Origin of the sequence: Microbispora hainanensis, from assembly GCF_006874475.1 — a bacterium.
Lineage (GTDB): Bacteria > Actinomycetota > Actinomycetes > Streptosporangiales > Streptosporangiaceae > Microbispora > Microbispora hainanensis.
This window is the reverse complement of sequence record NZ_VIRM01000041.1, coordinates 66,162-79,269: the sequence shown is the minus strand read 5'-3', so window position 1 is coordinate 79,269 and position 13,108 is coordinate 66,162. Positions and strand designations below refer to the sequence as shown.

14 protein-coding genes are annotated in these 13,108 nt (G+C 70.9%); 9 read left to right on the top strand and 5 right to left on the bottom strand.

Going from position 1 to position 13,108, the window contains the following annotated elements:
* Positions 1–60: 60 nt before the first annotated feature.
* On the bottom strand, positions 61–576 hold the full coding sequence (locus tag FLX08_RS27920; RefSeq protein ID WP_167530600.1) for a DUF1707 domain-containing protein: 516 nt from the start codon (positions 574–576) through the stop codon (positions 61–63).
* 126 nt (positions 577–702) lie between these two features.
* Here FLX08_RS27920 and FLX08_RS27915 point away from each other — a divergent pair, with 126 nt between their 5' ends.
* The 6 genes from FLX08_RS27915 (at position 703) to FLX08_RS27890 (ending at position 4,617) form a co-directional block, all read left to right on the top strand.
* On the top strand, positions 703–1,434 hold the full coding sequence (locus FLX08_RS27915; protein WP_208761703.1) for a TetR/AcrR family transcriptional regulator: 732 nt from the start codon (positions 703–705) through the stop codon (positions 1,432–1,434).
* Between the two features lie 34 nt (positions 1,435–1,468).
* Positions 1,469–1,885, top strand: coding sequence for a hypothetical protein (locus FLX08_RS27910; protein WP_142622988.1), 417 nt, complete (start codon positions 1,469–1,471; stop codon positions 1,883–1,885).
* A gap of 243 nt (positions 1,886–2,128) precedes the next feature.
* Positions 2,129–2,356 carry a hypothetical protein gene (locus tag FLX08_RS27905; protein ID WP_142565358.1) on the top strand — a complete coding sequence of 76 codons (228 nt, stop codon included), beginning with the start codon at positions 2,129–2,131 and terminating at the stop codon, positions 2,354–2,356.
* A gap of 274 nt (positions 2,357–2,630) precedes the next feature.
* A complete protein-coding gene (locus FLX08_RS27900; protein ID WP_142622986.1) occupies positions 2,631–3,029 on the top strand; it encodes a MerR family transcriptional regulator in 399 nt (132 codons plus the stop codon).
* A 105-nt stretch (positions 3,030–3,134) separates the two neighbouring features.
* Complete coding sequence (locus FLX08_RS27895; protein WP_142622984.1) at positions 3,135–4,046, top strand: hypothetical protein; 912 nt, start codon at positions 3,135–3,137, stop codon at positions 4,044–4,046.
* A gap of 130 nt (positions 4,047–4,176) precedes the next feature.
* Positions 4,177–4,617: an ATP-binding protein gene (locus tag FLX08_RS27890; protein ID WP_142622982.1), complete on the top strand. Its 441-nt coding sequence runs from the start codon at positions 4,177–4,179 to the stop codon at positions 4,615–4,617.
* Between the two features lie 6 nt (positions 4,618–4,623).
* On the opposite strand, the gene FLX08_RS42405 is transcribed toward FLX08_RS27890, so the two are convergent.
* From FLX08_RS42405 to FLX08_RS27870, 4 genes are all read right to left on the bottom strand, one after another.
* Complete coding sequence (locus FLX08_RS42405) at positions 4,624–5,604, bottom strand: AraC family transcriptional regulator (RefSeq protein WP_142622981.1); 981 nt, start codon at positions 5,602–5,604, stop codon at positions 4,624–4,626.
* 113 nt (positions 5,605–5,717) lie between these two features.
* Positions 5,718–6,035 (bottom strand): hypothetical protein, encoded by a 318-nt coding sequence (locus FLX08_RS27880; RefSeq protein ID WP_142622979.1) that lies wholly within the window; start codon positions 6,033–6,035, stop codon positions 5,718–5,720.
* A 97-nt stretch (positions 6,036–6,132) separates the two neighbouring features.
* Entirely contained in the window at positions 6,133–7,158 is a 1,026-nt protein-coding gene (locus FLX08_RS27875) for a LacI family DNA-binding transcriptional regulator (protein WP_142622977.1), read from the bottom strand.
* Positions 7,142–9,577: a beta-xylosidase/alpha-l-arabinosidase gene (locus FLX08_RS27870; protein WP_142622975.1), complete on the bottom strand. Its 2,436-nt coding sequence runs from the start codon at positions 9,575–9,577 to the stop codon at positions 7,142–7,144. The genes FLX08_RS27875 and FLX08_RS27870 overlap by 17 nt, the downstream gene beginning before the upstream one ends.
* 342 nt (positions 9,578–9,919) lie before the next feature.
* Here FLX08_RS27870 and FLX08_RS27865 point away from each other — a divergent pair, with 342 nt between their 5' ends.
* The 3 genes from FLX08_RS27865 to FLX08_RS27855 are packed head-to-tail and all read left to right on the top strand — an operon-like array spanning position 9,920 to position 13,106.
* Positions 9,920–11,284 (top strand): extracellular solute-binding protein, encoded by a 1,365-nt coding sequence (locus FLX08_RS27865; protein WP_280117137.1) that lies wholly within the window; start codon positions 9,920–9,922, stop codon positions 11,282–11,284.
* Between the two features lie 2 nt (positions 11,285–11,286).
* Positions 11,287–12,201 (top strand): carbohydrate ABC transporter permease, encoded by a 915-nt coding sequence (locus FLX08_RS27860; RefSeq protein ID WP_142622973.1) that lies wholly within the window; start codon positions 11,287–11,289, stop codon positions 12,199–12,201.
* 2 nt (positions 12,202–12,203) lie between these two features.
* Positions 12,204–13,106: a carbohydrate ABC transporter permease gene (locus tag FLX08_RS27855; RefSeq protein WP_142622972.1), complete on the top strand. Its 903-nt coding sequence runs from the start codon at positions 12,204–12,206 to the stop codon at positions 13,104–13,106.
* Positions 13,107–13,108 lie beyond the last annotated feature (2 nt).

Sequence of the window (13,108 nt, the reverse complement as noted above, 5' to 3'; positions counted from 1 at the left end):
GCCGCCAACGAAGCCGCCTGACCCACCCGGCAAACGTTCGTGGTCACCGCACTAGGTGCTTTAAAACGCCTCGCGGCGCTCGCGGGCACGGTCGCCAGGGTCACAGTTCGTCAGAGTCACGGGTACGGCGTGGCCCAGCACGCCCACGCCCCAGCCCAGGACGGGCCAGATCGGCCACGGATACCAGGAGCCGGTCGACCGGCCGACGGCGACCCAGACGGCCACCATGAGGAGCGACATGCCGGCGTAGACGCCGGCGTGGATGCGCACCCCGAGCCTGGCCGCCCTCGCCTTCCGGGCCCGGCGGCGCGCCCGGTCCCTCGACGTACGCAGCCGGGGCGGCAGGTCGGCGAGGAGCCCGTCGAGCTCGGCGTGGTGCCGTGCCCGGGTGGCGAGGTCGAGGCGCTCGTCGAACTCCTCCTTGGTCAGATAGCCGGCGCCGTACGCGTCGCCGAGCAGCTCGACGGCGTGGTCGCGGTCCGCGGCGCCGGCCCGGGGAGAGGCGGCGGGAGAGGCGGCGGGAGAGGCGGCCGGGGCGGGCCTGGAGCGCAGCGCTGTGCCGGAGTGGGTGGTCAAGGGAGCCTCCAGGGGGTCGGGCGGGCAATGACCGCGAATGTTGATAACGCAAGAGTCGCACAGAAGCATCAGCGAATGCAATACGCTAGAGTTAACATGTGTAAACACAAGAAGGGAGACAGGCCCATGGAGGCGTCCTCGACGACAGGTCCTTCACGACGTCAGAGGGTGCGCGACGCCACGCTGAGGGAGCTGATCTCGGTCAGCCGCGAGATCCTCACGACCCAGGGCGTCGAAGCGCTGACGATCCGGGCGGTCGCCCGGGAGATGGGGATGACCCCGCCCGGGGTCTACCGCTACTTCGACAGCCACCGCGCCCTGCTCGACGCGGTCATCCTGGCGATCCTGGACGAGCTCACCGAGTTCGTCGCCGCCGCCGTCGCCGAGGTGGACGAGGCCGACACGGCGGGCAGGCTCGTGACCGCCAGCAGGGCGTTGCGGCGCTGGGGGGTCGAGCACCCCCGGGAGTTCCACCTCTCCCTGGTCGTGTCCCCGCCGGAGGAGGAGAACCCGACGGTCCGCCGGGCGCGAGCCCAGGTGGGCAGGCTGTTCGGCGAGATCTTCGCCGGAGCCTGGCGCGACTACGGCAGCGCCTCCCCCGCGCCCTGGCCCCGCGAGCCCCGGATCGAGCCGCTGGCCGAGCGGCTCGTGCGGATCCTGGAGATCACGATGCCCTCCACGGCCGCCGCGGCCGCCTTCACCCGCTGCTGGATGCGGCTCTACGGCATGGTCTGCCTGGAGTCGCTCGGCCTCCCGCGGATCGTCGGCGACGAGGAGGGCGACCTGTTCGAGGCGGAGCTGGCCGAACTCTCGCGGACGCTCGGCCTTCCCGAGGCCGCCCTGCGCACGGGCCGCTGACGTTCACCCCACCCCCCACACCGAAGGAGAGCCCATGACCCCCCTGCAGCTCAGCCAGCCGACCCAGGTGATCGCCGGCGCCGTCCTGCTGACCATCGTGACCATCGAGTTCGGCGGGTGGTTCCTCACCCGGATCGTCCGCGGCGCGGTGCCGATGACGCCCTTCCAGCAGGCCTTCGCCCGCGCCGGCCACGCGCACGCGGGGGTCCTGGTCGTCCTCGGGCTGGTGTGCCTCCTCTTCGTCGACGCCACCGGTCTCGACGGCGCCGCCCTGTGGACCGCCCGGCTCGGCGTGCCGCTCGCGGCCGTGCTGATGTCCGCCGGATTCTTCCTGTCGTCCATCGGACGGAACGTGACCCGGCCCAACCGCCTGATCGTCCTGCTCTGGCTCGGCGCGCTCTGCCTGGCGGCGGGCGTGCTCGCCCTCGGCATCGGCCTGCTGACGAGCTGACGGCCGTCCCTCGGGTCTGGCTACTCTGACGTCAGAGTAGGGTGAGGCTGGTCACGTGGTTCTCCCGGCCGACGCGCCGCCGTCCCGCGACGTCTCCCGCGACGTCCCGTCCTCGCGCCCCGCGTCGTGACCGCCGGAAGGCCAGGGATCCGGGCGGCCCCGCCGCCCGCCGGAGCCCGTCCGCGTGGGAGCGTCCTCCGCGACGGGTCCGGCCACACGGGATTGCACGTGGAGAGGAGGACGATGTCCGTCTACCGCGTCAGGATGTACAGCGGGTTCCAGCGCACCCTCACCGCCGACCGGGTCGTCGTCAACGGCGACAACATCTGTTTCGAGCGGAGCAGGAACGGGTCCTGGGTCGCGGCGCTCCAGCTGCCGACACAACTGGTCACCCGGGTCCGCCGGCGGTGCGTCCAGCCGGACGGCACGGTCACGTGGAGCGTCGAGGAGCCGGAGCCGAGCACCTACTGATCAAGCTCCCACTCCCGGCGATCATTGCTCTATAACCTTCCGTGAGAGTAGAGTCTGGCCCGCTTGCGGTGGGACTCCGCTTCGCCGCGTGCTCACCCATCGCAGGCGTCAACGCCACCGCACGGCCCGCCTGGCCCTTCCCCCTCGCCGGGCGCGCCGTCGCGGTGGGAACCGGCGTTGTTCTGCGAAACTCCACCCGTACGTGACGGTAGGCCGTGAGTGGCCCATACCCGCGGAAGCGATGACCGCGGGGGTAGGAAAGGTGAGCGGAGCGATGCCTGAAGGTCTGGCGCAGATCGGCGAGGTCGCCGAGCGGCTCGGGCTGTCCCTGCGCACGATCCGCCATTACGAAGAGGTCGGCCTGGTCGTGCCCGCCCGCACCCAGGGGGGCTTCCGGCTCTACAGCGAACAGGACGTGCAGCGCCTCGCGCTGATCAGGCGGATGAAGCCGCTGGCGTTCACGCTGGAGGAGATGCGCGACCTGCTGGAGATCACCGACCGGCTCGCCCGCGGCGACGACGACCCCGGCCTGCTCGCCCGGCTGCAGCTTTTCGAGCGGGCGGTCGCCGAACGCGCCGACAGGCTGCGCGAGCAGCTCGCGATGGCCAGGGAGTTCGCAGACCAGCTCCGGCGTCAGCGGTTGAGCGCCCCGAAGACCACGCCCGCTCGCTGACCCGTGTCTCCCCGCGCGCATGGGTCTGTTTCCCTTTACGGAGACGGCTCGTTAGGGTGACGCTCGTTTCCGATCACTTTCCTGCTCGATTCCCGGGATGAGGCCGTGCGCCACTATCGGTGGGGTGTTCCCGCTCTGGTCGCCGCCGCCGCGTATGGCGCCGTGATCGTGGTCGCCGCCGCGGTCGCGACGGCCCGCGGCGACATCGGACTCCTCTGGCGGCTGACGGTCTTCTCCGAGGCGGGCGAGGACCTCACGGCCGTGTGGCCGAACGCGCTCGTCCTCCTCGCGGCGGGCGGGCTGTGGGGCTGGGCGCTGTGGCAGGGCCTGCGCGGCCCGGTCGGGGGCCGCCCGCCGGCGACGGACCGCACCGTGCTGCGGCTGCGCGTGGCGTTCTACGCGGCGGCGGGGTCCGGGCTGGTCTTCGCGATCGCGCCGGCCTGGCCGTGGTGGGCGGTGGTGATCGACTCGCTGGTCATGACGGCGGTCGTGGTGCTGTTCCACCCGGTGCTGCGCCGCACCGTGGGGTGGACCGGGCTCGCCCTGCTCTCGGGCCTGCTGGCCAACATGAGCGGGGCCGCCGTCGAGGTGTTCGACGTGCTCGGCTGGAGCGAGGTGCGGCGCGCGGCCGACATGTCCGATCTCAGCGGACTGGCGGGCCTGATCTGGATCGCGCTGGTGTTCCTGACGCAGTGGCGGGACGGCCGCTGGCGGCGGGCGACCGTCGGCTATGGCATCGCCTCCCTGGTCGCGCCGATCCCGCTCCTGTCGCTGGCTCATCTGGTGGAGGGCACCGGAATCTCCGGGAGCATGCTCGACGCCGCGATCGCGGCCACCAACGCCCTGACGGTGGTCTGGCTCGCCCGTTCCGGCCACGAACTCACCGATCCGGTCGTCCCACCCGTCCCGGCTGTCCCGGACGCCCCGCCGGACTCGCCCGAACCACCCGGACCGGCGCCCGCACGGGCGTCGGGTAATGGTTCGTTATGCGGATACCCGCCCTCGCCTTGGGGATAGCGACCCTTCGTATGGCCCGCCTAATCTGCGATAAGTGACGCTCTTTCCGACCGTTTGACGCGCCGCGTATGGGAGGGCGGGGGCGCTTCGCCACAGAAGGTGCCCACTGGTGACCAAGGAGCACGACACGATGAACTCGCAGACAATGGACCGCGCCGGCGTCCGCACGGCCGAGTCGGTCCTCGACGAATACACGTGTCCGGTGCCGCACTCTCCGCAGGAGGTCGGCGCCGTACGACACCGTGCGCTCGACGTGCTGACGGCCTGGGGAACGCCCGGGACCGCCGCGCAGGAGGCCGTGCTGGTGATCTCCGAGATGGTGACCAACGCCGTGCTCCACGCCCTGCCGCCGGCCGAGTTCCGGCTCCTCCGCTGCGCGGAGGGCGATCACGACATCATCCGGGTCGAGGTCACCGACGCCGGGCCTGCCCCGGTGTGGCCGGGGGCCGCGGCGGCCCCGGGCGAGAGCGGGCGCGGCGGCATCGTCATCGACGCCCTCGCCATCCGGCACGGCGCCCGGAGCGGATCCTCCGGCACGATCACCTGGTGGGCGGACCTGCCGGCCCGCTGAGCCTGTTCAGCGGCGCAGCGTCTCCGACGGGGACTCCCCGAAACGCCGGCGGTAGGCGAGCGCGAACCGCCCCAGATGGACGAACCCCCAGCGATAGGCGACGTCGGTGACCGTGGTGACGCCCGGATCCCCGACCGTGAGCTCGGCCCGCACCCGGTCGAGGCGCACCTCCCGCAGATAATTCGTGGGCGTCGTCTCCAGCTGACGGCGGAACCCCTCCTGAAGCGCCCGCGCGCCGACGCCCACCGCCTCGGCGATCCCCTCCACCGTGAGCGGTTCCGCCGCCCGCGCCTCGATCAGCTCGACGGCCCGTTCCACCGCCGTCGGTGCGACCCGGGGCTGGACGCCCGACAGCGCGTCGCTGTAGTTGCTTGGCTGGGCCAGCAGCAACTGCGTCATCAGCAGCCCCTCCAGCTGCCGGAGGGCGACGGGTTGCTCCAGCATGGCCCCGCCGGTCTCCGCCTCCCGCCTCAGCAGCTCGACGACCGAGAGCCATGACCATACGGGCGGCCGGGTCAGGTCCATGCCGAGGGAGAAGGCGAGCGGCCTGCTCGGGGTGCGCCCCATGAGCTTGCTGAGGTGGGCTTCGATCGCGGCGCGGTCAAAGCGGACGATCAGCGACTCGAGCCCGGAGGGCCACCGCATGCACATGGGCCGGGTCAGCGACAGCACGGAGGCGAGCTCGGGCGTCGCCACGATCCGCTCCCGGCCTTGCGACACCTCGGCGGCGCCGGTCAGCGGGATCTCGACGAGCAGATAGTCGTCCACCGGCTGCGGCGTGATCAGCACCTCCGTGCCGTAGCCGAGCGAATAGAGCCAGACTCCGTCGAACGCCACCCCGTTCATGCGGGCGTCGAGCCGGATCTCCGGATTCACCGGGCGCAGTCCGTGGACGCCGAGGTCGTTCCCGACGCGCTTCCGGGCCTCGTCGACGTCGTGTGTGCGCAGCCGCAGGTGTGCGGCGAGTGGTAGCGACTGTTCGGCCATCTTCCGCCTCCCCACGCGGGCAGGCCCCCCGTTCCCGCAGGTCGCGGGCACGCCACAAGCCTACGCGCGGGCCGCTCCTTCCGGACACGGCCGCGGTGCGGACCCCTGGACGCTCAGATCACGCGACGGGAGACGATGCCGGTGCCGACGTCGTGGCCGCACCACAGGCGGAAGCGCTCCCCGGGACGCAGATAGGCGACCGCGTCGTCGTCGTTCGTCGCGATGGTCACCACGTGCAGGCGGTCACCCGGGATCAGCGGCTCCTCGTCGTCCGACGTGATCGCCGCCTGGAAGGGCCGGCTGGCTCCGCTGCCGTGCTCCCCCGCACACGCGCAGATCACCAGCGACTGCGTGCGGAAGGGCAGCTCGTGCGGCAGACCACCCTGGTCGGAGGGCAGGAGCGAGATGAGTGCCTTTGCCTGGACGGTCATGGAGACCACCAACTTTCCCGCGTCTATCGCACGGCATCATTTGCACGGCATCATTTGCACTGTGCAACGTTCGCTCCGGCCGATTGCTTCCCGGGGCTCACCTTCCAGTGTGCGCCTCGGGGGCGGTCGAGCCGCGCACCACCAGTTCCGTCGCGAGTTCGACGTGATGCGACTCGACCTGTTCTCCGGCCGCCAGGCGCAGCGCCGTACGGACCGCGACGGCGCCCATCTCCCGCAGCGGCTGCCGCACGGTGGTGAGGGGCGGCGAGGCCATCCGGGCGATCTGCGTGTCGTCGAAGCCCACGATGCTGAGGTCCTCGGGCACCCGCAGCCCCCGGGCCCGGGCCGCCTCGAGCACGCCGAGCGCGATGTCGTCGCAGCCCGCGAAGATCGCCGTGGGCGCCTCCGGCAGATCGAGCAGGGCCGCGCCGCCTGTCATGCCGTCGTGGTAGTGGAAGGTTCCGGCTCGCGCATACCCGGGCAGGACGGGCGCGCCCGCGGCCTCCATCGCGGCCCGATAGCCGTGCAGCCGGGCCTGGTTGCAGGCCGCGGTGGCCGGCCCGCCGAGATAGGCGACGCGCCGGTGGCCGAGCGCGAGCAGGTGCTGCGTCGCGGCCATGCCACCGGCGAAGTTCGTCGAGCCGACACTGGTCACCCGGGCCCTCGGCAGGTTCAGCGGGTCGATCACGACGAGGGGCAGCCGCGCCCGGGCCAGGGCGGTGAGCTGCACGGCGGTCAGCTCGCCGGTGACGGCGACCAGCGCCCGCCGTCCGGCCGCGACCAGGTCGCGCGCCCACCCTCCCGTGCGGTCGGCGTCGCGCCGGATGCTCACCACCACGGCCACGTCGAGATCGGCGCCGGCCTGCACCGCGCCCTGGACGATCTCGGTCGAGTACGCGTTGAGGTCCGCGTCGAACTCCACCTCGATCGTGTCGGGCGCGGCCTCCCCCCGGCGCTGCGGCGGCGCGACGTAGTTGTGCTGCTCCAGCAGCGACAGCACCAGGGAACGCGTCTCCGGCGCGACATCGCTGCGGCCGTTGAGCACCTTCGACACGGTCGCGACCGACACCCCCGCCGAGGCCGCGACCGTGGCGAGTGTGGCCCGCCTACGACTGGGCGGCATCTGTTCCTCCCTGATCGGGGCCTGCGGCCGGTCGCACGTCCACGGGGGTGACGAGCCGCCGGTCGTGGCCGACGTGACGCAGCGGGCCGGTCAGCCGCACCCGGCCCCGGCACGGCAGGTCCGACGCGGAGGTGCCGACGTAGACGTCGATGTCTCCGGGCTCGACGATCCGCCGCAGGTCGCGGCCGGTGAAGGCGGTCCTGTCCGCGTGCACGGTGAAGGTCGCCCGCGCGCTCTCGCCGGGTTCGAGCCGCACCCGGGCGAACCCGGCGAGCTGCCGCATCGGCCGGGTCACCTGCGCCAGCACGTCGTGCAGGTAGAGCTGGACGACCTCCTCGCCCGCCCGCTCGCCGGTGTTGCGCACGCGCACCGACACGGTGAACTCCCCGTCGGTGGGCACCTCGTCGTCGCCGATCTCCAGGTCGCCGACCTCGAAGGTGGTGTAGGACGCGCCGTAGCCGAACGGGAACAGCGGGGTCGGGTCGATGTTGCTGATGCCGTGGCTGTCGGAGCCCAGCGGCGGCTGCAGGTAGGTGCCCGGCTGCCCGCCCGGGGTCCGCGGGATCTGCACCGGCAGCTTCCCGCTGGGCTGCACCCGGCCGGACAGGACGCCGGCGATGGCCGCCCCGCCCTCCTCGCCCGGCATGAACGCCTGGACGAGCGCGGCCGCCCCCTCGCGGACCCGCCCCAGCGCGTACGGCCGGCCCGACACCACGACCACCACGACCGGCGTGCCGGTGGCGGCCAGCTCGACCAGCAGGTCCTCCTGGACCCCCGGCAGCCTCAGGTCCTCGGCGTCGCAGCCCTCGCCCGAGGTGCCCTGCCCGAACAGCCCGGCGAGGTCGCCGACGACGGCCACGCACAGGTCGGACTCGCGGGCGGCCGCGAGCGCGGGGGCGAAGCCGGAGCGGTCCTCCTCCCGCCAGTCGCAACCCCGCTCGTGGACGATCTCGGCGTCCGGCAGCTCGGCCCGCAGCGCGTCGAGCAGGCTGGGCGCCTCCAGCCCGAGCCCGAGCTTCGGATAGCGGGGCAGCACGTGGTTGGGGAAGGCGTAGCAGCCCATGAACGTGCGCGGGTCGTCGGCGCAGGGCCCGACCACGGCGACCCGGCGCGGCCCCTGGCGCCCCTCCCCGAGCAGCGGCAGCGCGTCGCCCGCGTCGAGCAGCACGATCGACCGCTCGGCCAGCTCCCGGGCCAGCGCCCGGTTGGCCGGCGAGTCGAGGTCGACGGCGTCCGCTCCGGCCACCGACCCCTCCGGCGTCCAGTCCGGGTCGAGCAGCCCGAGCTGCACCTTCTGGGTGAGCAGGCGGCGCGCGGCCCGGTCGACCACTTCCTCGGGCACCTCGCCCCGCCGCACCCGCTCGGCCAGGTGCGCGCCGAAGCCGAGCGTGTCGGGCAGCTCGACGTCGATGCCCGCGGTCAGCGCGAGCACGCCGGCCTCCTCGTGGTCCGCGGCGACCTGGTGCATCTTCGCGAGGAACGCGATCGCCCAGTAGTCCGACACGACCGTGCCGGTGAACCCCCACTCGTCGCGCAGCACCTCGGTCAGCAGCCACGGGTCGGCGGCGGCGGGCACGCCGTCCACGTCGGAGTAGGAGTTCATGACCGAGCGCGCGCCGCCCTCGGCGATGGCGGTCTCGAACGTCGGCAGGATCATGTCCATCAGCTCGCGCCGGCCCATCGGCACGGGGCCGTGGTTGCGGGCCGCCCGCGACGCGGAGTAACCGGCGAAGTGCTTCAGGGTGGCGATCACCCCGGCGCTCTCCAGGCCGCGCACGTAGGCGGAGCCGAGCATCGCGACGAGGTACGGATCCTCGCCCATGGTCTCCTCGACCCGGCCCCAGCGGTAGTCGCGCACCACGTCGAGCACCGGCGACAGGCCCTGGTGGGCGCCCACGGCCCGCATGTCCCTGCCGATCGCGGCGGCCATCCGCTCCACCAGTCCGGGGTCGAAGGTCGCGCCCCAGGCGATCGCGGCCGGATATACGGTCGCACCATAAGTCGTGAACCCCGTGAGGCATTCCTCGTGGACCAACGCCGGGATGCCGAGTCTGGAGTGCTTCACCACCTCGCGCTGCAGCCGCACCACCTCCGCCGCGCCCTCCACCGCCGTCACCGGAGCACTGCCGAACACCCGGGTCAGATGGCCGAGCCCATTGCGCGCGGCCTCCTCTATGGGCACCGTGCCCGAGGCGGCGAAGACGTCCTGCATGGGGGCCACATTGTGCGCGTTGTCGGGCTCGACCTCCTCCGGCGACTGCATGTCGTTGCCGATCCACCTGCTGCCGAGCTGGCCGATCTTCTCCTCAAGCGTCATCTCCGCGAGGAGGGCCTCGACCCGGTCGGCCACGGGAAGTGCCCGGTCCTGCCATGCCCGGAGCGTCCCGTCCGCCGCGTGCGTCCGATCTGGGGCCGTCATCTGCTCTCCTCAAAAAGGTTTCGAAACATTTCGGCGTCCGGGGCGGTTCTATCGATAAACTTTCGGCCAACCGTGATCGCCGAGCGTGACGCCTGTTCGTCGGTACTTTACACACGCCTCACGTCAAGCTGGGGAGGTCGTGAGAGCGCTCTTGACAGTCAGGTATCGCAAATCTAGATTGGCGTGCCACGCGGCTTGTGTCGAAATGTTTCGAAACGAGCTGACTTCAAGAAGGAGTGGACTGTGGCACCGGGGTGCCGATCCACGTCGCCCCCCTGCCGCGTCCGAGTATTTTTTCAGCGAGCCGCGGCCAGCCTCGGCGTTCGACGTACGGAGATCAGCGTGGAGTCCAGGACACCATCCCGCCGCAACTTCCTCACCCTCTCCATGGGCCTCCCCCTCGGTGCCGCGTTGGCGGCCTGCGGCACGTCCGGTCCAGCCCCTTCCGGCGGCGGATCCGGTGGCGGTGCCGCCGGCGGCAGCGGTGGCGGCGGGGGCAAGGCCACCTACTGGTTCCTCCAGGGCCCGCCCGGAGAGGCCCCCCGCACCGCGTCGGTGGACCGGTTCAACAAGGCCAACCCCAACGGCCAGATCGCGATCACCACGATCCAGAACGACGCGTACAAGACGAAGATCAAGACGGCGATCGGCGCGAACCAGGCGCCCACCATCATCTGGGGCTGGGGCGGCGGCGGTCTGCGCAGCTACGTGCAGGCCGGCCAGGTCGAGGACCTCACCTCGTGGTTCGGCGAGAACGCCGCCGTCAAGGACCGGCTGTTCCCCGGCGCCTTCGGTGCCGCGACGATCGACGGCAAGATCTACGCGATGCCGTGCGAGACCGTGCAGCCGATCGTCCTGTTCTACAACAAGAAGGTCTTCGAGAAGGTCGGGGCGCAGCCGCCGCAGTCGTACGGCGACATCCTCGACCTGGTGAAGAAGTTCAACGACGCGGGGATCGCGCCGTTCTCCCTCGCCGGCCAGTCGCGCTGGACCAACATGATGTGGCTGGAGTTCCTCTTCGACCGCATCGGCGGCCCCGAGGTGTTCCAGGCCGTCTTCGACGGCGAGAAGGACGCCTGGAACAACCCCGCCTCCATCGAGGCCCTGACCAAGATGCAGGAGCTCATCAAGGCCAACGCCTTCATCAAGGGCTTCTCCTCCGTCACCGCCGACTCCAACGCCGACCAGGCGCTGCTCTACACGGGCAAGGCCGCGATGATGCTGCACGGCAGCTGGTCGTACGGCATCCAGCAGGAGCAGGGCGGCGACATCGTCTCCAGCGGCGGCCTCGGCTGGATGAACTTCCCCGGCGTCGACGGCGGCAAGGGCGACCCGAGCAACACCGTCGGCAACCCCGGCCAGTACCTGTCGATCTCCTCCAAGGCGACCCCCGAGCAGAAGGAGATCGCCAAGAAGTTCTTCGCCACCGGCGTGCTCGACGACCAGGAGCAGAAGGACTGGGTCGAGACCGGCGGTGTGCCGATCGTCAAGGGCTCCGACAAGCTGTTCGCCGGCTCCAAGGACGCCGAGTTCCTGAACTTCATCTACGGCGTCGCCAGCAACGCCAAGGTGTTCGCCCAGTCGTGGGACCAGGCGCTCAGCCCGACCGCGGCCGAGGTCCTGCTCGACAACATCGCCAAGCTGTTCCAGCTGTCGATCTCGCCGCAGGACTTCGCCACGAACATGAACGCGGTCATCGGTAAGTAAGCATGACTGCTATTTCCGCTCGAAGGACGTCGTCCGCCGCCGCTTCGCGCGGCGGCGGCGTCCTGCCCTGGCTGGCCGTGCCGGCCCTGGTGGCATTCGCCGTCTTCGCGCTGATTCCGCTGATAGGGGTGCTGCTGCTCAGCTTCACCTCCTGGGACACGCTGGGCGAGATCCAGCTGACCGGGTTCGAAAGCTGGCGGCAGGTGCTCACCGATCCCGGCCTGCCGCACGCGCTGTGGGTGACGTTCCTGATCATGCTGCTCTCCTGGGCCTTCCAGACCCCGGCGAGCATCCTGATCGGGGTGTTCCTGGCGGGCCGCCAGCGCTACCGCGAGCTGCTCGCAGTGCTGTACTTCATCCCGCTGCTGCTCAGCTCCGCGGCCATCGCGATCACCTTCAAGGCGCTGCTCGACCCGAACTTCGGCCTCGGCGCCGGGCTGGGCATCGACTTCCTCACCCAGGACTGGCTCGGCGAGCCCGGCCTGGCCTTCGGTGTCGTGATCTTCGTGGTGTCGTGGCAGTACATCCCGTTCCACTCGCTCCTCTACCAGGGCGGCGTGCGGCAGATTCCGCGTTCGCTCTATGAGGCCGCGGAGCTGGACGGTGCGGGACGCGTGCGCATGTTCTTCAGCATCACGCTGCCGCAGCTCAAGTACACGATCATCACGTCCTCGACACTGATGCTCGTCGGCTCCCTGACTTTCTTCGACCTGATCTTCGTGCTGACCGAGGGCGGTCCCGGCGACGCCACCCGCGCGCTCGCGCTGGACATGTACAAGCGCGGCTTCCAGGCCAACCTCATGGGCGCGGCCTGCGTGATCGGCGTCATCCTCGTCCTCGTGGGCCTCGCCCTGGCGATGCTGCTACGCCGTATCGGCGGCCGCGACCCCTACGCCAGTCAGTTGGAAGGGGCCTGACCGTGACCGCGACCCACACATCGAGGGCGGCCAAGCGCCCCGCCACGTCCGGGGCGCACGGACGCCGTCCGGCGAAGAGCCGGCAGCGCCCGAACTGGCTGGGTGGGCTGGTGGGCTGGCTGTGGCTGGCCATCGTGATCATCCCGATCTACTGGATCGTGATCACCAGTCTGAAGACGCAGTCCAACTACTACCTGACCAACCCGTTCGCGCCGCCCAGCGAGCCCACGCTGGACAACTACCGTCTCGTCATCGAGATGGACTTCCCGCTGTACTTCCTGAACAGCCTCCTCGTCGCCATCGGCACCGTGATCCCGTCGGTGCTGTTCTCGTTCATGGCGGCGTACGCGATCGTCCGCAGCAGTGGCGTCAGCCGCTTCCTGCGCGGCGTGAACTCGCTGTTCCTCATGGGGCTGGCGATCCCGCTGCAGGCGACGGTCATCCCCGTCTACCTAATCATCATCAAGCTGCACCTCTACGACTCGCTGACGGGTCTGGTGCTGCCGTCGGTCGCCTTCGCGATCCCGCTGTCGGTGCTGGTGCTGTCCAACTTCATCAGGGACGTGCCGAAGGAGCTGTTCGAGTCGATGCGGCTCGACGGCGCGACCGAGTGGAAGACCCTGTGGGGCCTGGCCTTCCCGCTCACGCGGCCGGCCGTGGTGACGGTGTCGATCTACAACGCGCTGCAGGTCTGGAACGGGTTCCTGCTGCCGCTGATCCTCACCCAGAGCCCCGACAAGCGCACGCTGCCGCTGGCTCTGGCGGCGTTCCAGGGCGGCCCGTACGGCGTGAACGTGCCCGCCGTGCTGGCGTCCGTCGTGCTGACCATCCTGCCGATGCTGATCCTCTACACGGTCGGCCGCCGTCAGCTGCTCAGCGGCCTGACCGCCGGTTTCGGCAAGTAGCC

What these genes read in the sequence shown, in the direction of transcription:
- FLX08_RS27915 (WP_208761703.1), top strand. Translation starts at nt 703, where the DNA reads ATGGAGGCGTCCTCGACGACAGGTCCTTCACGACGTCAGAGGGTGCGC.
- FLX08_RS27910 (WP_142622988.1), top strand. Translation starts at nt 1,469, where the DNA reads ATGACCCCCCTGCAGCTCAGCCAGCCGACCCAGGTGATCGCCGGCGCC.
- FLX08_RS27905 (WP_142565358.1), top strand. Translation starts at nt 2,129, where the DNA reads ATGTCCGTCTACCGCGTCAGGATGTACAGCGGGTTCCAGCGCACCCTC.
- FLX08_RS27900 (WP_142622986.1), top strand. Translation starts at nt 2,631, where the DNA reads ATGCCTGAAGGTCTGGCGCAGATCGGCGAGGTCGCCGAGCGGCTCGGG.
- FLX08_RS27890 (WP_142622982.1), top strand. Translation starts at nt 4,177, where the DNA reads ATGAACTCGCAGACAATGGACCGCGCCGGCGTCCGCACGGCCGAGTCG.
- FLX08_RS42405 (WP_142622981.1), bottom strand. Translation starts at nt 5,604, where the DNA reads ATGGCCGAACAGTCGCTACCACTCGCCGCACACCTGCGGCTGCGCACA.
- FLX08_RS27880 (WP_142622979.1), bottom strand. Translation starts at nt 6,035, where the DNA reads ATGACCGTCCAGGCAAAGGCACTCATCTCGCTCCTGCCCTCCGACCAG.
- FLX08_RS27875 (WP_142622977.1), bottom strand. Translation starts at nt 7,158, where the DNA reads ATGCCGCCCAGTCGTAGGCGGGCCACACTCGCCACGGTCGCGGCCTCG.
- FLX08_RS27870 (WP_142622975.1), bottom strand. Translation starts at nt 9,577, where the DNA reads ATGACGGCCCCAGATCGGACGCACGCGGCGGACGGGACGCTCCGGGCA.
- FLX08_RS27860 (WP_142622973.1), top strand. Translation starts at nt 11,287, where the DNA reads ATGACTGCTATTTCCGCTCGAAGGACGTCGTCCGCCGCCGCTTCGCGC.